The sequence below is a fragment of the Streptomyces sp. NPDC043680 genome (assembly GCF_056436685.1).
The window spans coordinates 320,535-340,358 of sequence record NZ_JBWKCE010000004.1 but is presented as its reverse complement, the minus strand read 5'-3'; the positions used below and the strand labels follow the sequence as shown (position 1 = coordinate 340,358).

General features: G+C 72.4%; 16 protein-coding genes and 1 pseudogene. 12 read left to right on the top strand and 5 right to left on the bottom strand.

From position 1 onward, the window contains the following. Positions 1-2,955: an NHLP bacteriocin export ABC transporter permease/ATPase subunit gene (locus AC0666_RS11165; protein ID WP_478707483.1), complete on the top strand. Its 2,955-nt coding sequence runs from the start codon at positions 1-3 to the stop codon at positions 2,953-2,955. A 135-nt stretch (positions 2,956-3,090) separates the two neighbouring features. Here AC0666_RS11165 and AC0666_RS11160 read toward each other — a convergent pair whose 3' ends face one another. From AC0666_RS11160 to AC0666_RS11150, 3 genes are read right to left on the bottom strand one after another with little or no spacing between them, the layout of a single operon-like run. After that, positions 3,091-3,405: a hypothetical protein gene (locus AC0666_RS11160; RefSeq protein WP_478707482.1), complete on the bottom strand. Its 315-nt coding sequence runs from the start codon at positions 3,403-3,405 to the stop codon at positions 3,091-3,093. Continuing rightward, positions 3,372-3,860 (bottom strand): hypothetical protein, encoded by a 489-nt coding sequence (locus AC0666_RS11155; protein ID WP_478707481.1) that lies wholly within the window; start codon positions 3,858-3,860, stop codon positions 3,372-3,374. Before AC0666_RS11155 ends, AC0666_RS11160 begins: the two co-directional genes overlap by 34 nt. 32 nt (positions 3,861-3,892) lie before the next feature. After that, complete coding sequence (locus AC0666_RS11150; RefSeq protein ID WP_478707480.1) at positions 3,893-4,909, bottom strand: zinc-dependent alcohol dehydrogenase family protein; 1,017 nt, start codon at positions 4,907-4,909, stop codon at positions 3,893-3,895. 516 nt (positions 4,910-5,425) lie between these two features. Between AC0666_RS11150 and AC0666_RS11145 the strand changes: the two are divergent. Further along, positions 5,426-5,569: pseudogene (locus AC0666_RS11145) on the top strand (transcriptional regulator); the annotation flags it as partial. Here AC0666_RS11145 and AC0666_RS11140 read toward each other — a convergent pair. Beyond that, positions 5,532-5,888 (bottom strand): MmcQ/YjbR family DNA-binding protein, encoded by a 357-nt coding sequence (locus tag AC0666_RS11140; RefSeq protein ID WP_468963716.1) that lies wholly within the window; start codon positions 5,886-5,888, stop codon positions 5,532-5,534. The pseudogene AC0666_RS11145 and the gene AC0666_RS11140 overlap by 38 nt on opposite strands. 105 nt (positions 5,889-5,993) lie before the next feature. Between AC0666_RS11140 and AC0666_RS11135 the strand changes: the two genes are divergently transcribed. The 5 genes from AC0666_RS11135 (at position 5,994) to AC0666_RS11115 (ending at position 13,473) form a co-directional block, all read left to right on the top strand. After that, a complete protein-coding gene (locus AC0666_RS11135) occupies positions 5,994-8,099 on the top strand; it encodes a DUF4139 domain-containing protein (RefSeq protein ID WP_478707479.1) in 2,106 nt (701 codons plus the stop codon). 8 nt (positions 8,100-8,107) lie between these two features. Beyond that, positions 8,108-9,670, top strand: coding sequence for a DUF4139 domain-containing protein (locus AC0666_RS11130; protein ID WP_478707478.1), 1,563 nt, complete (start codon positions 8,108-8,110; stop codon positions 9,668-9,670). A gap of 286 nt (positions 9,671-9,956) precedes the next feature. Continuing rightward, positions 9,957-11,633, top strand: coding sequence for an NAD(P)/FAD-dependent oxidoreductase (locus tag AC0666_RS11125; RefSeq protein WP_468963713.1), 1,677 nt, complete (start codon positions 9,957-9,959; stop codon positions 11,631-11,633). Continuing rightward, entirely contained in the window at positions 11,630-13,123 is a 1,494-nt protein-coding gene (locus AC0666_RS11120) for an ATP-binding protein (RefSeq protein WP_468963712.1), read from the top strand. Before AC0666_RS11125 ends, AC0666_RS11120 begins: the two co-directional genes overlap by 4 nt. Next, a complete protein-coding gene (locus AC0666_RS11115) occupies positions 13,120-13,473 on the top strand; it encodes a UBP-type zinc finger domain-containing protein (protein WP_361724240.1) in 354 nt (117 codons plus the stop codon). The genes AC0666_RS11120 and AC0666_RS11115 overlap by 4 nt, the downstream gene beginning before the upstream one ends. A gap of 18 nt (positions 13,474-13,491) precedes the next feature. Here AC0666_RS11115 and sigJ read toward each other — a convergent pair whose 3' ends face one another. After that, positions 13,492-14,445 (bottom strand): RNA polymerase sigma factor SigJ, encoded by a 954-nt coding sequence (gene sigJ / locus AC0666_RS11110; protein ID WP_478707477.1) that lies wholly within the window; start codon positions 14,443-14,445, stop codon positions 13,492-13,494. A 171-nt stretch (positions 14,446-14,616) separates the two neighbouring features. On the opposite strand from sigJ, the gene AC0666_RS11105 reads away from it, so the two are divergent. The 5 genes from AC0666_RS11105 (at position 14,617) to AC0666_RS11085 (ending at position 19,823) form a co-directional block, all read left to right on the top strand. Next, a complete protein-coding gene (locus AC0666_RS11105) occupies positions 14,617-15,018 on the top strand; it encodes a hypothetical protein (protein WP_468963710.1) in 402 nt (133 codons plus the stop codon). A gap of 267 nt (positions 15,019-15,285) precedes the next feature. Further along, on the top strand, positions 15,286-15,657 hold the full coding sequence (locus tag AC0666_RS11100; RefSeq protein WP_478707476.1) for a hypothetical protein: 372 nt from the start codon (positions 15,286-15,288) through the stop codon (positions 15,655-15,657). Beyond that, positions 15,654-17,171: a PrsW family glutamic-type intramembrane protease gene (locus tag AC0666_RS11095; protein ID WP_478707475.1), complete on the top strand. Its 1,518-nt coding sequence runs from the start codon at positions 15,654-15,656 to the stop codon at positions 17,169-17,171. Before AC0666_RS11100 ends, AC0666_RS11095 begins: the two co-directional genes overlap by 4 nt. 74 nt (positions 17,172-17,245) lie before the next feature. Then, positions 17,246-17,581, top strand: a complete 336-nt coding sequence (locus tag AC0666_RS11090) for a hypothetical protein (RefSeq protein ID WP_478707474.1) — start codon at positions 17,246-17,248, stop codon at positions 17,579-17,581. Next, positions 17,562-19,823 carry a hypothetical protein gene (locus AC0666_RS11085; RefSeq protein ID WP_468963706.1) on the top strand — a complete coding sequence of 754 codons (2,262 nt, stop codon included), beginning with the start codon at positions 17,562-17,564 and terminating at the stop codon, positions 19,821-19,823. Before AC0666_RS11090 ends, AC0666_RS11085 begins: the two co-directional genes overlap by 20 nt. Position 19,824 lies beyond the last annotated feature (1 nt).

Sequence of the window (19,824 nt, the reverse complement as noted above, 5' to 3'; positions counted from 1 at the left end):
GTGACGTCCCCCCACCACGCAACGGCCACCGGCCTCCGGCCCGGCCCGGCCCCCGACCCCGTCGTGGCGGCCCTGGGCGCACTGGGCTCGGCCGTCGACTGCACGGGCGTGCGCAGCCTGTCCCTGGAAGGGCCCCTCGTGCTGTGGCTCGTCGTGGAGGGCGAGCTGGACCTGTTCGCCGTCGACGCCGCTCAGGCGGGCAACTGGCACTTCCTGGGCCGGCTGGGGGCGGGCACCCTGCTGCTGGGCCCGGCCGAGGGCCCCGAGCACACCCTGGTCGGCCGGCCCCTGCACGGCTGCCGGCTGCACCGCATCGAACTGCGTGAGCTGCACCGCCCGCCCAACGGAACCCAGTGGACCGGGGAGCAATGGACCGGGCAGCAGTGGGCCGGAGAGCAGTGGGCTGGAGAGCAGTGGGCCGGGCAGCAGTGGGCGGGCGGGGAGTACGGCGGGCAGTACGGGGCCGCCGCCGCACCCCTGAGCCCCCTGGAATACGCCTTCACCCTCGGCGTCGGCCGCGGCCTGCGCGTCCTCTACCAGGCACCGCTGGAGAGCCGGGCCACGACCGGCCGCGCCGGGGCCGACGACGACGACATCCTGTGGATGCCGATCCCTCCGGGCAGCGTGCAGTACGGCGCCGCGTACGAGGGGTACGAGGGGTACGACACCACCGGCGCCCTCCTCCTCGACCCGGCGGTGTGGCAGGGCATGGTCGACCAGCAGTACCGGCTGCTGTACGCCCTGGACGACTGGATCGAGCAGCTGGAGCGCGCCCACGAGGACCGCACCGCGGCCGGAATCGAGGCCGGAGAGGCCGCCCGCACCCAGGCGGACCGCGCCCTGCTGGCGTCCATCGGCCGGTCCGGCAGGGGTTCCCGGGGGGGCGCGAGCGACGACGCGGTGTTCGCCGTGTGCCGCCTGGTGGCCGCGGAAGCCGGCATCGCCCTGTCCGAGCGGGGTGAGGTGGGCACCGCCGCCTCCGGGCGGGTCGATCCCGTCGAACGCATCGCACTCGCCTCGCGGGTCCGCACCCGGACCGTCAAGCTGGGCGACCGGTGGTGGCGGGAGGACAGCGGGCCCCTGGTGGGCCTGCGCGAGGCGGACGGGACGCCGGTGGCGCTGCTGTGGCGGCGCGGCGGATACGAGGCCGTCGACCCCGCGGCCGGCACCCGCGAGCGCGTGGACAAGGACAACCGGGACGCCCTCGAACCGCGTGCCGTCATGTTCTACCGCCCGCTGCCCGACGGCAGTCCGTCCCTGCTGCGGCTGTTGCGCTTCAGCGTGCGCGGCACCGGGAGGGAATGGCGCAGCCTCCTCCTCGGCGGGCTGGTCGCGGTGGGCCTGGGCGCCCTCGTCCCCATCGCGACGGGCAAGGTGCTCGGCGAGTACGTGCCGCGCGCCGAGGACAGCCTCATCGTCCAGACCGCCCTGGCCCTCATCGCGAGCAGTGTCGTCTCGGCGGCCTTCATGCTGCTGCAGAACCTCGCCATCCTGCGTATGGAGGGCAGGGTCGAGGCGACCTTGCAGCCGGCCGTGTGGGACCGGCTGCTGCGGCTGCCGGTGACCTTCTTCGCCGGCCGCTCCACCGGTGAACTGGCCGGCGCCGCCCTGGGCATCAGCTCCATCCGCAGCCTGCTGTCCGGGATCGGCTCGGTGTCCGTACAGGCGAGCACCGTCGCGGCGATGAACCTGGTACTGCTGCTGGTGTACAGCGTGCCGCTGGCGATGGCGGCGCTCGCCATGCTGGTCGTCGTCGCCGCGGTCTTCCTGGGCCTGGGGCTGTGGCAGCTGCGCTACCAGCGGCAGCTGATCAAGCTCGGCCACAAGCTGGACAACCAGGCGTTCCAGACCCTGCGCGGGCTGCCGAAGCTGCGCGTGGCCGCGGCCGAGAGCTTCGCCTACGCCGCGTGGGCGAGGGAGTTCGCCCGCACCCGTGAGCTCCAGCAGCGCATCGGCCGGATCAAGAACGTCATCACGGTGCTGAACGCGGTCTGTCTGCCGCTGTGCACGCTCGTGATGTTCATGCTGCTGGCCGGGCCGGCCAGGGGCAGCATGTCCGCCGGTGAGTTCCTCACTTTCAGCACCGCCGTGACGATGATGCTCTCCTCGGTCACCCAGTTGACCGGTGTGCTCCTCTCGGCCGCCGCGGTGCAGCCGATGTTCGAGCAGGTCAAGCCGATCCTCCGGGCGGCCCCGGAGGTCCGCGGGTCCAGTACGCGGCCGGGCGTGCTGAGCGGGGCCGTCGAGGCGAAGGGCCTGTCCTACCGGTATGCCGACGACGGCCCGCTCGTCCTCGACGACGTGTCGTTCCGGGTGGGGGCGGGTGAGTTCGTGGCGATCGTCGGCGCCAGCGGCTGCGGAAAGTCGACCCTGCTGCGGCTGCTGATCGGCTTCGACAAGCCGGCCGCCGGCAGCGTCCTCTACGACGGCCAGGACCTGGCGGCCCTCGACCAGGCGGCCGTGCGCCGCCAGTGCGGGGTGGTCCTGCAGAACGCACAGCCCTTCTCCGGCTCGATCCTGGACTGCATCAGCGGCGCGGAGACGTACACGCTGGAGGAGGTGTGGGAGGCCGCCGCGATGGCCGGCCTGGCCGAGGACATCAAGGCGATGCCCATGGGCCTGCACACGATGCTGTCCGACGGCGGCGGCACCGTCTCGGGCGGCCAGCGGCAGCGGCTGATGATCGCACAGGCCCTCATCCGCAAGCCGGGCATCGTCTTCCTGGACGAGGCCACCAGCGCGCTGGACAACGAAGCCCAGCACGTGGTGATCGAGTCCACCCGGGCCCTGCACTGCACCCGCATCGTGATCGCCCACCGGCTGTCCACCGTCATGGATGCCGACCGGGTGATCGTCATGGCGGACGGCCGGATCGCCCAGCAGGGGCCGCCCGCGGAACTGCTCGCCGATACGGGCGGCCTCTTTCACGAGCTGGTCCGCCGCCAGATCGGCTGAGGCGGACCGTGGTGCCGTGGGTGTTGACCGCGGCGACGCGTGGGTCGGGGGCACCGTGGAACGGTGCATCGCCTCGGGCGACGCGGACTGCCGCCCCCGGCGGCCCGGGAGTTCGACGTGAGCCGGCGGGGAGGGTCAGTGGCCGGTGGTGCGGGGGCAGGACGCGGTGCCCGCGACCTCGGGGTGGTCCGCAAGGGCGAGCGAGGTGGAGGGCGGGGTGGTGGTGGCCACGCCGCTGACCAGGGTCAGCAGGGACAGGACCATGGCGGTCGGGGGCAGGCGGAGGGCCGCGGTGACGAGCAGGGCAGTCACGCCGAGCAGGGTCGTCGCGAGGCCGAGGACGAGGGTGCCCCGCTCCGACCAGCGTGCGGACAGCCGTCCCGCGGCGAAGCCGAACACCATGAAGCCGAGGGAGTTCAGCCCGAACGCGACCGAATACCGCTGCGACAAGATGCGTAGATGCCCTGGAGTACGTACGTGGCGCCGCTCAGATAGGCGAACAGGGCGGCGTTGACGAAGCCGGTGATGAGCACGTCGCCGAGGAAGACGCGGCCGGTCAGCGGCCGGCGGACGTCGCGGCCGGTCTGCACGAGCCCTCCGACGGTGCGGTCCTGGCGGGGCAGGGTCTCCTCGCGGAAGACCGCGGCCGAACCGGTCGGACAGGGGCCCGGCGGCCGGCTGGCCCAGGGCGAGGCCGAGCAGGCAGGCGGGGTGACGGTCAGTTGCGCGGCCGAGGTCGACGCGTGCAACTCGCCGGTCAGCCCGGGCAGGACCGGGAGGTAGAGGTCCATCGAGATCGGGCCGAAGACCGTCAGCAGAGCCAGGACGACGGCCGGCGCACGGCCGACGGTCCGCTCGCGCGGTACGGCCGGTATCACGGGGGTGCGTAGCACGGAGGTGCTCACACGGGCTCCGATCGCCGGGGAAGGGCAGGGGGCTACGGCCGCAGGAGTGCCTTGATGGCGCGGCGCTCGTCCATGGCCTGGTACGCCTCGGCGGCCCGGTCGAGCGGCAGGTCGAGGTCGAAGACCTTGCCGGGGTTGATCTCGCGGTTCCAGATCAGGTCGATCAGGTGCGGCAGGTACTGGCGTACCGGAGCGGGGCCGCCGTGCAGGTGGACCTGGGAGAAGAAGAGCTCGTCGCCGGCCAGGGTGACGTCATGGTTGACGCCGACGAAGCCGACGTGTCCGCCGGGGCGGGTGGAGCGGACGGCCTGGAGCATCGACTCCTGGGTGCCGACGGCCTCGACGACCGAGTGCGCACCCAGGCCGCCGGTCAGTTCCTTGACCCTTGCCACGCCCTCGTCGCCGCGCCCGGTGACGATGTCGGTGGCCCCGAACTCGGAGGCGAGCTTCTGCCGCGACGCGTGGCGGCTCATCGCGATGATCCGTTCTGCGCCGAGCTGCTTGGCGGCGAGCACCGCGAGCAGCCCGACCGCGCCGTCGCCGACGACCGCGACCGTCTTGCCGGGGCCGGCCTCGGCGGCCACGGCGCCGAACCATCCGGTGCCCAGCACGTCGGAGGCGGCCAGCAGGCTGGGGAGCAGGTCGTCGTCGGGCATGCCCGGGGTGGCCACGAGCGTGCCGTCGGCGTGCGGGATCCGGGCGCGCTCCGCCTGGGTCCCGGACTGGAAGACGCGGTGGACGCAGGAGGACGGGTAGCCGGAGAGGCAGATCTCGCAGGTGCCGTCGGAGGTGGCGAAAGAGCCGACGACGAACTGGCCGGGCTTGATGTGCTCGACCGCGCTGCCGACCTCCTCGACGACGCCCACGTACTCGTGCCCCATGGGGGTGGGGCCTTCGACGGACGCGATGCCGCGGTACGGCCACAGGTCCGATCCGCAGACACAGGTCGCGGCCAGTCGGATCACTGCATCGGTCGGGGCGGTGATCCGCGGGTTCTCGACCTCCTCCACCCGGATGTCGCCGGGGGCGTGCAGTACGGCACCACGCATGAGGATCTCTCTTCCTTGCCGACTCGGGGGCAGGCCGCCACAGGGGAGGTCCAGGACTGCCTCGCAGACAGTCAAGGGCGGCGACCGCGGGGTGCGGCCCGGGCGCGCAGCGTGTCGCCCGCGATGTCACCCGCGGGCACGCACAGCCCGTGAACCGGACCGGCGGCGACCGGCCCCGACCTTGTACAGGGACTGCGGGGAGGGCCACCGCAACCAAGGAAACAGCTGTTCACAGCGGCGAGGGAGTTCCTAGTGCTGTGGCCGGGAAGGTTTGCCGGGTCGCGTTGTCCGGTGCGGTGCATCGCAAGGCGGAGGCCCGCGGCTCGTACTGGACGTACTTGCGCGGTCCGCCAACGCAGCGAGGTGCCGTGCCGGGCGGCGCGACCCGGTGGACCTTTCCGGTCACAGCACTAGCGAGGGTGTACCGGCAGTACACCCCAGGGCCGGCGCACCGGGCGCACGGTCGAGGGGTGGACAATCGCCAGGAGGTCCGCGAGTTCCTCGTCTCGCGGCGCCGAACCCGGACTCACCCTCACCATCTACACCGCCGAACCCAACTCCCCCTCGGCAGAGGGGCTGCGGCTCCTCGCCGCCTGGGCAGCCACCCAGGAGACGGCATCCGCTATGTCGGGGGCAGCAGCAGACCGGGGTGGTCCTTGAGCAGCCCGGGTGGAGCCGCCTGCCGCCAGGAGTCGACGACGATCGCCCGGAGCTCGTCCGCATCGTCGACAGCGGCCAGGCGCACCCGGACCCAGGCGAAGGACGCCTCGTGGCCCGCGACCCAGAACTTCTCGGGCTCGGCGAGGACCAGTTCGTCACGCTCCTCCTTCGGGCAGCGGACGGCCATCGAGGTCTGGTCGTCGGGCAGGGTCAGGAACATCTTCCCGCCGACCCGGAAGGTGGGCATGGCCCAGGCCTCCTTCTCCGTCGTCTCCGGCAGGGCGAGGGCGATTTCGCGGACTTCGTCGGACGTGCTCACGCCCTGACCGTACGACAGGCCTCTGACATCGGGCCTCGCCGCGGACGCGCCGACCGCCCGGGCGTAGGCTTCGCTCAGCACGGAACAGGGCGGGGGGCGGGGCGTATGACGGCTGAGACGGCACCGAGGTGGAGGTCGACCCTCGATTCGGTCGTGGTGTACGCGCAGGGCGCGGTCTGCCGCCGCCTGGTCCGGGGCAGCGTGCCGCCGCACGGCCAGGTGCGGGTGACGGGACTGCCCCACTCGCTGGATCCGGGCTCCCTGCGGGCCCGTGTCCTCGGCGCGCCCGGGGTGCGCGTCACCGGGGCACGGGTGGAGGTCGAGGCCGAGCCGCTCGGCACCCGCGCACCCGACGGGTTGCGGAGCGAGGTCGAGCGGCTGCGCGAGGAGTACGCGGCGGCGCGGGGACGCCGGGATCGGCAGCTGGGCCTGATCGACGAGGTCAGGGCCCTGCATCCGGTGCCGCCCGCCCGTCGGCGCGAGGACCCGCACCGGCGCACCCCGGTCGACGCCTGGCTGGAGCTCGCCGACTTCGTCGACGAGCGGCTGACGGGACTGCACGCCCGCCTCGTCGAGCTGGAGGAGGCGCTGCGCCGCGTAGAGCACGAGCTCACCGTCGCCGCGGACAGGCTCGCCCGCGCCTCCACCGACGCCCCGTCCGCGCACGTCGAGACCACGGTCTGCGCGGTTCTGACCCTCGACGGCGCCGGTGACGCCGAGCTGGAGTTGGAGCTGGAGTACGGGGTGCCGGGCGCCGTCTGGGTGCCGGCCTACCGTCTCACCCACCGTCAGGGTGACGGCACAGGCCGGCTGGTGATGCGCGCCTCCGTCGCGCAACGCACCGGCGAGGACTGGACCGGTGTGCGCATCGCCCTGGCCACCGCGGACCTTCGGCGCCGCACCGACCTGCCGAAGCTCCGTTCGATCCGGATCGGCCGCCGTCAGCCCGCCCCCGCGCCCACCGGCTGGCGCGAGCCTCCGGCGGGGCTCGCCGACCTGTTCGCCGGGTACGAGGCGGCCGGCCCTCGCCCGGCTCCGATCGCCGCGCCCGCGCCGGTCGGGGCCGGCCGTGCGCCCGTGGCCGGCGCGGCCGGCGCCGCATCCGGTCCCGTACCTCCACCGCCGCCTCCGCCGGCACCGCAGGGCTACGGCGGGCCGCCCCCGGCGCCCGCGCCTCCGGCCGCGCCCGGCAGTGCGTACGCCCCCTCCCCCGCGCTCTTCGGCGGCGGGTCGGCCGCCCTCGCGCAGCCGGCCTCCGCGCAACCGGCCAGCAGGTCGCGTACCGGCGGCGGGTCCTTCGCGGGCGCCCCAGCCCCCATGGCCCCGGCGGCTCCCGGAGCGACCGCACCGGCCCCGCCCCCGCCGCCGGCGGCCGGTCCGCCGCAGCCGAGCGGCGCCGAGCTCGACTACGCCGCCCTCGTCCTGTGCGGCCCCGACGAGCACGGCGGTCGCAAAGGCCGGCTGTTCCCCGAGCCTCCCCTCGGCGCGGTCGCGGCCGAGCACCGGCGGCGCGCCGAAGCGGTGGCGGCGCTGCCGCTGCCCGGGCACGCCGTGCGGCCCCGCGAGTCGGCGGGTTCGTTCGACCACCGCTTCAATGCGGCCGCCCGCGCCGACATCCCGTCGGACGGCACCTGGCACACCGTCACCGTCGCCGAGCTTCCGGTCGCCGTACGCACCGAGTACCTCTGCGTGCCGTCCGTCGAGCAGACCGTGTACGCCGAGTTGGTGCTCTCCAACGCGACCGACCAGGCTCTGCTGGCCGGCCCGGTGGAGGTCACCGTCGACGACGACTTCCTGCTGACCACCGCGCTGCCCACGCTCGCGCCCGGCGGTGTCCGCCGGGTGGGGCTCGGACCGGCCGAGGGCGTCCGGGTCGTCCGCCGTACGAACCTCCACGAGTCGACTTCGGGCCTGCGCAACAACACGACCGTGCTCGACCACCGGGTCCACGTGGAGCTGGCCAACCGGCTCGCGAAGCCCGTCACCGTCGAGGTCCGCGAGCGGGTGCCGGTCACCTCCGACCCGGACGTCCGGATCGTGGAACGGGCCGGCTGGACGGCCCCCGACGGTGCGGGGCCCGAGCACCATGCCCCGGGCACCCGCGTCCGGCGGGTGGACCTGCCCGCCGGCGCCACCGCCGCCCTCGACGGCGGCTACGAGATCCGCTTCCCGGCCGGCAAGGCCCTGGTCGGCGGCAACCGCAGGAGCTGACACACGCCATGTCCACGGCCCCGAAGCCGATCGCCCTCCCCGTCACCGCCGTCACCTGTCTGGAGGACCGCGCCCACGTCGAGCGCACCGCCGTGCTCGACCTGGAAGCCGGTGTCCAGCGGCTGCGTCTCGGACCGGTCAGTGCGCTGGCCGTCGACCGTACCCTCCATGCCGAGTTGACCGCCGAGCATGCCGCGACCGTGCTCGACGTACGGATCGTCCGCAGCTGGACGCCGCGCGGGCCGCTGCCGTCGCCCGACGAGGACTCCGCCCTGCGCCACCGCGTGCACACCCTCGAAGAGGAGCAGCTCGCCCTGGGGCGCCGACGCGACCGGCTGCACGCCCGCCTCGACCTGCTCGGCCGCCTCGCCGCCGACGTGCTGAGGGACATCGGTGAAGGCGCCGGCTCCGGCGAGGCCGAAGCGCCCCGCTGGACCCGTGAACTGGACCGGGTGGACGGGGAACGCGACGCGTACGGCGAGCAACTCCGCGCCGTGGAGGCCCGGCTGGCCGCCCTCGCCGTCGAACTCGCCTCGGCCCGGCGGGCCATGGACCTCTCCGAGGAGGAGCCCGCCGAGCTGGTCGCCCACATCGAACTGACCGTGGAAACCGCCGTCGCCGGGCCGGTCGGGCTGCGCCTGAGCCACCTCACGCCCTGTGCGCTGTGGCGGCCCGCCTACCGGGCCGTGCTCGACGGGGACTGCCTGACGCTGGAGACCGACGCGATGGTCTGGCAGCGCACCGGCGAGGACTGGTCCGACGTACGGCTGACCTTGTCGACGGCCCGGTCGGCGCTGGCCACCGATGCACCGCGGTTGGTCGAGGACCGGCTGACGCTGGGGGACCGCTCCGCCGCGGAGCGGCGCACCGTCGACGTCGAGCTGCGCGAGGAGGAGATCGGGGAGCTCGGCCCGGCTCCGGTGCTCGGCCTGCCAGGGGTGGACGACGGCGGCGAGGCGCGGGTGCTGCGCTCCCCCGCACCCGTCTCCGTGCCCGCGGACGGCCGCGCCCACCGGGTGCCGCTCTCCGCCTTCACCACGGCCGCCGGCAGCGAGTACGCCTGCTCGCCCGAGCTGTCCCCGCTGGTCACCGAGGTGGTGCGGTTCGACAACCTGGCCGGCCATGCGCTGCTCGCCGGTCCCGTGGACCTGGTCCGCGGCAGCGGATTCAGCGGCCGCGGCATGCTGGACTTCACCGCCCCCGGCGCCCCGGTCGAGCTCGCCTTCGGCAGCTGCGACGACCACCGGGTGGTGCGGAACGCCGAGGAGTCCAGTGATTCCGCCGGAATCACCCAGCGGACCGTGGTCACGCGTACGGTGCAGCTGCACCTGTCCCGGTTCTCCGCCCCCGGCGAGCAGGGTGAACGGGTGGTCGTCCTACGGGAGCGGATCCCGGTCTCCGAGGTCTCGGCGGTGGAGGTCCGCCTGCGCAAGGACGCCTGCTCGCCGGCGCCCGACGCGGTCGACGCCGAAGGCATCGTCCGCTGGGACGTCCGGCTGCCGCCCGGCGGCCGCCGCACCGTCACCCTGGTCTACGAACTGTCGGCGAGCGCCAAGGTCGTCGGCCTGTGAGGGGTGCGCGCGAGCCCCGGCCGACCGTCAGCCGCTGTCCGTTCCTCCGTCCTGCCGACGCCTGAGCGCGCGCCGGCCGCCATGGGCGCAGCAGGCCGCGCTGCAGGTCTTGGGGCGGCGCCCGCACCACGGCCGGCAGGCCCGTTGACCAGGAGGGACCGGCCGTGTACCCGGAGCGCACGGTCCGCCGCGAGCTGGAGCGGTCCCGGCCGATCGAACATACGATGGGCGGGAACCGGCGCGGGCGCCTCGCCGTGCCCGCCCAGAGGACTCGGGGTGGAGACACATGGCACAGCCCGCCGACACAGCGCGGACCGTCATCCTGACCGTGGACGACGACCCGGGGGTCTCCCGCGCCCTCGCCCGTGACCTGCGGCGGCACTACGGCGCCGGGTACCGGATCGTGCGCGCCGAGTCCGGCGAGTCCGCGTTGGAGGCGCTGCGCGAGCTGAAGCTGCGGGGCGACCTGGTGGCGGTGATCCTCGCCGACTACCGCATGCCGCAGATGAACGGGATCGAGTTCCTCGAACAGGCCCTCCAGGTGTACCCGGGCGCGCGGCGGGTGCTGCTGACCGCGTACGCCGACACCAACGCGGCCATCGACGCGATCAACGTCGTCGACCTCGACCACTACCTGCTCAAGCCCTGGGACCCGCCGGAGGAGAAGCTCTACCCGGTCCTGGACGATCTGCTGACCGCCTGGCGCTCCAGCGACTTCCGGCCGGTACCGGCCACCAAGGTGGTCGGGCACCGCTGGTCCGCGCACTCCTCGCACGTCCGGGATTTCCTGGCCCGCAACCAGGTGCCGTACCGCTGGTACTCCTCCGACGAGCCCGAGGGGCGGCGACTGCTGGAGGCGGCCGGTGCCGACGGTGAGCGGCTGCCCCTGGTGATCACGCCCGGGGGCACCGTGCTGATCGAGCCGGAGGCACCCGAACTGGCTGCCCACGTGGGGCTCGCGACGACCCCGGCCGCCGAGTTCTACGACCTCGTCGTCATCGGCGGGGGCCCGGCCGGGCTGGGCTCCGCGGTGTACGGGGCCTCGGAGGGGCTGCGGACCGTCCTGGTCGAGCGGTCGGCGACCGGCGGGCAGGCAGGCCAGAGTTCCCGCATCGAGAACTACCTCGGCTTCCCGGACGGCGTGTCCGGTGCGCAGCTGACGGAACGCGCCCGCCGCCAGGCCGGCAAGTTCGGCGCCGAGATCCTCACGGCGCGCGAGGTCACGGGGCTGGAGGTCAGCGGGGCCGCGCGAGTCGTCCGCTTCTCCGACGGCTCGGCGGTCGCCGCGCACAGCGTCATCCTGGCGACCGGTGTGTCGTACCGGCAGCTCCAGGCGCCGGGCTGCGACCACCTGACCGGCTGCGGGGTGTACTACGGCTCCTCACTCACCGAGGCGTCCTCCTGTCTGGGGCAGGACGTGTACATCGTGGGCGGCGCCAACTCCGCCGGGCAGGCGGCGTTGTACCTGGCGCGGGGCGCGAAGTCGGTCACGCTGCTGGTACGCGGGGAGTCCCTGACGGCGTCGATGTCGCACTACCTGGTCCAGCAGATCGGGGAGGCGCCGAACATCGCGGTGCGGACCCGGACCGTCGTCGAGGCGGCGCACGGCGAGGAGCACCTGGAGCAGCTGACCCTGCGGGACGTGGCGAGCGGTGCGACCGAACGCGTCGACGCGCAGTGGATGTTCGTCTTCATCGGCGCGGCCCCGCTGACCGACTGGCTGGACGGCACGGTGCTGCGGGACGAGCACGGCTTCATCCTGGCCGGACCGGACCTCACGCCGGACGGGCGGCCACCGGCCGAGTGGGAGCTGGACCGGCCGCCCTACCACCTGGAGACCAACGTTCCCGGCGTGTTCGTGGCGGGCGATGCGCGCGCCCAGTCCGCGAAGCGCGTCGCGTCCGCCGTCGGAGAGGGAGCCATGGCCGTGATGCTCGTCCACCGGTACCTGGAGCAGTCATGAGCGGGCAGGTCATGACCTGCAGCCCGCAGGAGATCGCCTCGCTGTTCCTGTTCGAGAAGCTCTCCCCGGAGCAGCTCGGGCGGCTGTGCGCAGAGGGGCGGGTGGAACGGTTCGAAGCCGGACCGGTGTACGCGGAGGGCGACCCGGCCACCTGCTTCTTCGTGATGATCGAGGGCACCGTCGTACTGTCCCGCCGGGTCGGCGGCGACGACGTCGAGGTGAGCCGCACCTCGCAGCGCGGCGTGTACGCGGGGGCCATGCAGGCCTATCTGGGCGACCGGGTGCCGCAGACCTACAACAACTCGATGCGGGTGACCGAGCCGACGCGGTTCTTCGTGCTGCCCGCCCAGTCGTTCGCGGACATCATGCAGGAATGGTTCCCCATGGCAGCGCACCTGCTGGAGGGGCTCTTCTTCGGTTCGAAGAACACCCAGCGGGCGATCGGACAGCGGGAACGGCTGCTGGCCCTGGGATCGTTGTCCGCCGGCCTCACCCACGAGCTCAACAACCCGGCTGCGGCCGCCGTCCGCGCCACCGCCATGCTGCGGGAACGGGTCGGCAAGATGCGGCACAAGCTGGCCGTCATCGCCCAAGGCCCGTACTCCCGCGAGGCACTCGCGGGTCTCATCGAGATACAGGAGCGCACCGCCGAACGCATCGCCAAGGCGCCGGCGTTGAGCCCGCTTGAGGCGTCCGACCGAGAGGACGAGCTCGCCGACTGGCTCGATGAGCACGGCGTCCCGGAGGGCTGGCGGGTCGCACCGACCTTCGTACAGGCCGGGCTGGACACGGACTGGCTGGAGCAGGTCGCGGCGGCCGTGGCCGAGGACATCCTGCCGGGGGCCATCGGCTGGCTCAACTACACGGTCGAGACCGAACTGCTGATGGACGAGATCGACGACTCCACCACGCGCATCTCCCACCTCGTGGATGCGGCCAAGCAGTACTCGCAGCTCGACCGCGCCCCGCACCGGGTCGTCGACGTCCACGAGCTCCTCGACAGCACCCTGCTGATGCTGTCCGGGAAGATCGGCCCCCGGGTGCGGGTGGTCAAGGACTACGACCGCTCCGTGCCGGACGTGCCCGCCTACCCGGCCGAGCTCAACCAGGTGTGGACCAACCTCATCGACAACGCCGTGTCCGCCATCGGGAGCACCGGCGACGACGGCACGCTGACGGTCCGCACGGCACGGGAGGGTGACCGGCTGCTGGTGGAGTTCCGCGACACCGGGCCCGGCGTCCCGGCGGACATCCGCAGCCGCATCTTCGATCCCTTCTTCACCACCAAGCCGGTCGGCGAGGGCACCGGTCTCGGTCTCGACATCTCCTGGCGCATCGTCGTCAACAAGCACCACGGCAGCCTCCAGGTCGAGTCCGTGCCGGGCGACACCCGCTTCCAGGTGCTGCTGCCGCTGACCGCCCCGGACCCCGGGGCCACCACCGGAACCGAGACCGCCACCGAAACCGACACCGCCGAGGAGCCCGTATGACCGGCATCAACGGAATCGATCCGACCGTCCCGCCCACCGGCACCGGCTGCGTCGAGTGCGACGCCGCGGGCGGCTGGTGGTTCCACCTGCGGCGCTGCGCCCAGTGCGGCCACATCGGCTGCTGTGACTCCTCACCGGCCCAGCACGCCACCGCCCACTGGAAGTCCACCGGTCATCCCGTGGTCCAGAGCTTCGAGCCGGGCGAGGAGTGGTTCTGGGACTATGACACCAACGCCCTCTACGAGTCCGGGCCGGAACTGACCCCGCCGGGCGGACACCCGGCGGATCAACCGGCGCCGGGACCGGCCGGCCGGGTTCCGCAGGACTGGACGAGTCGGCTGCACCGCTGAACCCGTCGGGGCGGGCGCTCAGGTCCGTCCGTGCTCCGTCCACGGACGGAGCTTCTCCGGGTTGCGGACCGCCCAGATGCAGGTGATCCGGCCCCCGACGAGGCTGAACGCCGCCACGGTCACGGTGAGGCCGGCGTGTTGGGCGACGAGGCCGGGCCTGCCGTTGACCGTCCGCTCCAAGAGTGCCAGCCCAGGGGCCTTGTCGGCGATGTGGATCAGGTACTGGGCGATGCGCTCGCCGCCCTCGACCGGGCGCAGGGCGGCGCCGACCAGTCCGCCGCCGTCGGCGACCATCGTGGCGTCGGGGTCGAGGAGAGCGACCAGGGCCTTGATGTCCTTGGCCTCCCACGCCTCTTTGAAGTCCCGCACCAGACCGGCCTCTCCGGCCGTCGGAGCCGCCGGAGCCTGCGCGGCACGCATACGCCGACGGGCCGAGGACGCCAATTGCCGGCAGGCCGCCGGCGTCCGGCCGACGATGTCGGCGACCTCGGCGAAGGGGTACCGGAAGACGTCGTGCAGGATGAACGCCACGCGTTCGGCCGGCGTCATCGACTCCAGGACGACGAGGAAGGCCATGTTCACCGACTCGTCCAGGGTGACCCGGTCGGCGGGGTCGGCCGGCTCGGCCCGGCCGCCGACCGTCGGCCCGCTGATCCACTCCGTAAGGTCGGGCAGCGGCTCCGGTATCCACGCGCCGACGTAGCGCTCGCGCCGGACCCGGGCCGAACCGAGCAGGTCCAGACAGACGCGGGTGGCCACCGTCGTCAGCCAGGCGCCGGGCGACTCGACGGCCTGCTGCCGTTCGCGTGACATCGCGTACCAGCGGGCGTAGGTCTCCTGCACGGCGTCTTCGGCCTCGGCCAGCGAACCCAGCAGCCGGTAGGCGAGGTTGATCAGGTGCCGCCGCTCGCCGACGATCGCGCTCAGGCCCGACTCGGCGCGGTCGTGCCCAGTTTCGGATGGGGTGCTCATGGTCGCGACCGCTCCCTGGTTCTTCTCGTCCGGTTCCGCTCTCGCTGCTTCGACGAAATACCGCTCCGGACTGTGAGGGCGGCGCTTCACCTCACGTTTCGCGCGCCCACGTCGTCGAAGTACCGAGACACTACCGACGCACCGCCGCAAGGCAGAAGAGGGGACCGTGCCATGGCCGCACAGACGACGGCAGCACACCGCAGCTTCACGTTCCTGCACGTCGCGATCGCCCTGCAGACCCTGGCCGTCTTCTTCCAGGCCGTCACCGCCGGACTGCTGCTGTCCACGTCCCACGGCGAGGCCCTGCACGGCGCCGGAGCCCGCGTGATGTACGGCGCCTCGATGCTGTACGTACTCGGGGCGATCCTGGCGTGGCGGCCGGGCGGCGGGCCGGCCCGTCCCATCGCGTACGCGTCGGGTTTCCTCGTCCTCGCCTCGGTGCAGGTGGTGCTGGGCATCGCGCACGTCCCGTCGCTCCATGTCCCCCTGGGCGTGCTGATGTTCGGCCTGAGCGTGTCGGCGCTGGGACAGGCGCTGTCCGCCCGCCGGCGGGAGCGCCCCGGCACCCGGTGACGGGGGTCCGTTTTCGCCAACCTTGCACTGACCCGATGTATGTCTGTACTCCCCACCTACCCGCCGATAGCCTGCATCCCGCCGTGCACCGCCCCTCACCATGGCCGTGCCGGCCGCCCGTCCGCGCGCCCTCGCTTCCACGTCACTCGACGAAACGGGACCCATGAAGTCGCCCTTCCACGTGAGAGCATTCGCCGCCGCCCTCGTCAGGGCCGCCAGGGAACGCAGGCGCCCCCATGGCGAGTAGCGGTGTCTGAGGTGGATCCCGTGACCGACGTGGCACGTGAAGCACCGCGCTCAGAGGTGCGTCTGGTGGTGATCGGCTCGGTGATCGGTGCGGTGCTGCTCGCGGCGTCGCTCGTGGTCGCTCTCGGCGGACACAACGACCCGGAGACGCCGAAGATCCCCGGCCTGCCGGGGCTGACCGCTTCTCCCCGGCTGCCTTCCGGCGTGCCGTCCGGCTTCCCTTCGCGGTTCCCCTCCGGTTCCCCGTCCGGTCCTGGACAGCCGGGTGACCTGCCCACCGGACTCCCCTCCGGGTTTCCGTCGCACTTTCCCACCAGCTTTCCGACCGACCTGCTCACCCGGTTCCCGACCGGGATGCCCGACGCACCCGTCCTCCCGGACGGTGCACCGTGACGGACACGAACGCGAACACGAACACGGACACGGACTCGGCCGCGCCCGGGCGCCCGGGCGTGGACTCGGTGGCGCGAGGACGGGCGCTCCTGGTCGCCCGGCTCATGATCGGGCTGTACATCGTGGAGCTGCTGCTCAATGTCGCGCGGCCCAAGGTGCTGCCTGACGAGCCCACGGTCTCCATCTTCTACAAGCTTCCGAAGTCGATGGCCCAACACCTGCAGCAAGGGCCGTTCGCCTCCTTCGACCGGCTGCTCTCCGTGCCGCGGACCGTCTTCTGGGCCGTGATGGCGGGCATCGTGGTGGGGGCGCTGCTCCAGGTGGCCGCGGCGGTCATGCGCCCGCAGGGCCGCCGGGCCGCGGTGCTCACGTGGGCAACGCTGGCAGCGCTGCTGGGCCCGTTCTCGTTGCTGGCCCTCAGCATCGTCGCCGCGTATCCCCTGACTGCGCTCGCCTGCGCCCCCGGCACGGCCTTCGTCCTCTGGCTGTTGCACCACGGCCAGCGCTTCGCCCGCGCCCCGCTGTCAGCCCTGCTCGCCGCCTTCGGCTGGGGCGCGTTCATGGTGTTCGGGTTGGGCCGGGCCTACACGGGCCTCGCCTACGCGACCATCTACGGATACTCGGTCAAGAACGCGCACTCGCTGCTCGACGCCACCTCACCCAAGTCCCTGTACCGGGTGATCGACTTGCTGGTCCTGCACCTGAGCGTCGTGAACGCGCTGCTCGTCGCGGCAGGCGTGGTGGTCGTCCTGCTCCTGTTCCGCCACCAGGTCGTCGATACCGTGACCGGCCTCGTACTGGGAGCCGCCGTCGGACTCGGGTACGCCTTCGTGGAGTCCATCCTGTTCATCCGGCTGTACGGGGCCCTGAGCTCGATCACCGGCGCGTCAGGCGGCTTCGAGTACTGGATCCGGCAGTCGATCGGCCTCCTCGGCGGGCCGGTGGCGTACGGTGCGCTGCTCGGAGCCGGGCTCGGCCTGGCGCTCCGGAGGAAGCAGCGCCGGGAGCGGGGGCTCATCGCGGGGGCCGCCCTCATCGCCGTGATCGGCGGCGCGGTCTCCACCGAAACGCTGGCGGCGTGGTTCTCGCGCCTGGTCGGTGACCACATGGAGGTCGGGGCGGCGTTCGACACCCTCGTCGTCTCGCCGTTCCTCTGGCTGCTCCCCCAGGCGCCGTTCATCGTCCTGGCCGTACTGCTCCTGCTGGCCGGCCGGCGCGCGCGGGCCTCGGCGGCGCGGGCCGCCCTGTCCGCCGAGGCGGCGGCAGGCGTGGCCGTCACGCCCGGTGAGGAGACCGTCCTGGCCGATCCCAGGCTGCGCTTCTGGGCGCTGGTGAGCACCTGGCGTCGGTACGGGCCGTTCGCGGCACTGGCGCTGCACCGCCTGCACACCGCTCAACTGGAGCTGGCCGGCCTGCGCCTGCACGAGCAAGTGGATCCCGAGAGGGCTGACCCGTTGCGTACGAAGGTCTTGCGTTTGAAGACGAAGGTTCGCGACGCGGCGGTGATGTCATGAGCCGTCGCCGACTCGGCGCGCTGATGTCGCGGGGATCCCGCCTCATCGCAGCAGCGGTGCCGCTCGCTTGCCTCATGCTGTTCCTCGTGCCGCACCAGGCATCAGCCTGCTCGGTCAGCTACGGCTACAAGCCGCAGTTGAAGTTCAGCGGCAAGGACTTCCGCCTGGGTGGCGGCCACGCGTGTACGAGCGGCACGTCGCTCGCCGGCTCCACCGCCGTGGCCCTCCTGGTCGTGGGCGCGCTGGCCGCCGCCGGCGCCAGGGCCTTCAGGCGAGGTGAGGCGTGGGCCGAAGCGTCGGCACCGGGGCAGGCGTTGACCGATTACCTGCAGGCTGCGGGAACGGTGGTGACGGGGCCCGTCCCCGAGGACAGCCGGACGGGAGACGACGGTGCGCATCCTCAGTCGTAGTCCGCTGACGGGGCGCCGGGCCGCTCGGTGCGGCGCGCCGCACCGGCGCCGGCGCCGCATGGTCGCCCTGCTCGGCGCGGCGGCCATCGCGCTCGTACCGGGGTCGCCGGCGGCGCTCGCGCAGCCCACGCCGCCGCCTGCGCCCCCGCTCTTCACGGACTCGAACGGGGTACGTCTCATCGTCCCGCCGGGGACGCATCTGGGTACCGACCAGGAACTGGAGGCAGCGTCCGGGCAACTGCTCCTGAATCCGCTGGGCCGAAGGCTGGTCGCGGCACGCATGAGGTTCGGTTCCGCTCCCGGCAACGTGTCCGTCGAGTGGTTCGACTTCCTCTCCGCGCTGGGTGAGGGGATCCCGTCATGGTTCCGAGCGGACACGTTCCGCAACGACATGCTCAGAGCACTCAATGCGGCGAATGCGAACTTCGACATCAAGAACGACTACAGCATTGCCGCGAAAGCGGTGGACTACGCGACAGGAAAGGGGCTTTACGGGGAGCTCGGGGCGAAGCAGGACAGTGGCCTGCTGGAGGTCTCGACGAGCAACGTCTATCACGACGCCCACTCCGAGCAGATTCCGCTCGCACGCGTCCGCGCCGCCGGTCCGCTGAGCATCAAGACGATGTCGAAAGGCGTCAGTGACGCGGAAGCCCGGGAGCTCACCGAAAAGATCCTGACGAGGTCCTCGTTGGGACTGGCGAGCGAGAACAGCCCCTGCCTGAACATGTGCGAGAAAGAGACCAAGGACTTCCGGTACAGACTGGCGATCGCCCAGTACGGGCGTATGGGGAGTCCCGAATCCAAGGTGTCCGTGGGAACCTCGCAGAGCGTCATGGGCAAGGCCACTGCCCAGCTGCGCAGGGAAAAGAGCCGGGCGGCGGAACAGCAACGCGCCGCAGCCCTGGGCCTGCGGCCCGACTGCGACACCGGGGCGGCACGCCTGCCGGGAGGAACGGGCGGAGGCGGAGGCCGGGGGGTGGTGGCGATGGCCGCAGCGCTTCCCGCAGCCGCCCCCTGCCCCCCGGCGGAAGAATCCCCGTCGGGTGGGCTCGCCAAGGCGCTCGGCTCGAACGACAACGGCGGCATCGACTTCTCCACTCTCGAAATGCGCTACTTCTCCGACGCCCCGGGCTCGGACGGCGTGCAGTACTCGTACACGGCGCAGCCGGCCGCGCCCGGTCTGCAGCAGGACATGGACTCCGGCCTCGACGCCCTCACCAACAGCGTTGCGGACCTGAGGGCCTGGCTCGTGCTGGACCCGGCGAAGTTCTGGGTCAATCTCAATCCCTCGGAGCCGGACAGGATCATGGACAGTGCTCTGGGCCAGACGAACGCCGGCCGGGTACTCCTTGAGGCGGACCTTGAGATGAAGCGCACCGAGGGCCGGCTCCTCGACCCCCACACCGAATTCGGCGCGCGCTACTGGAAGGAAATGAGCGGCATCTCGGGGAACTCGTGCTATTCCTCCAGGCTCTGGATCGTGCCGGGCGACGTAGAGGTACGCGAGGACGGCGCGTCGCTCTACATCCTCAAGGCCTCCCTCGCGGTCAATGCCACATCGCAGCACCTTGAGGGACTGCCGCAGTCGTGCAAGGCCGATCCCCAGAGCGATGCCCGCAGTGAGCAGCTGCAACAGGCGATGGTGGTACCCAAAGTCACGGAAGCGGTCAACACGGCGCCGGAGTACGCGCCGCTGCGGCGGGCCTTTCTCGCCCGGGTCGTGGCCCAGTGGATACGCAAGCGCCATCAGGAGGGCCACAGCACCTCGTTCGACAAGCTGATCGACTCCAGTGACCTCGGCCTGGCCAAGATGCAGGGTCCGTGGCGGCCGCGCCAGGTCTTCGACGCCTATGTGCAGTCCATCGAGAAGGGGGAGTTCCGCTACGAGCAGACCACCCAAGAGGGCAACACGCAGGTCACGTCCACCATGGTGTTCGGCGGGGTCGACTTCAGCAAGCTCGACCCCAAGCAGCTCAGCGCCGCGCAGATGGACGAGGCGTACCCCCGGCTGCCCCGGATCGTGAAGGCGTCGAAGGACCGACCGGCCTCCGCCGCGAACGGGTCGATCTGGCTGGGCGAGACGACGACGGCCCCGAGCCGCAGCGTCTGGTCCAAGTCGGCGGACGCCATACGGGACTTCGCGGCCGGGCGCACCGGCATCGTCGTCTTGCTGCTGGGCGCGCTGGTGCTGGTCACCTTCGGGATCCGTAGCGGTTCCGGAGGCAGACGGGCACGATCGTGAA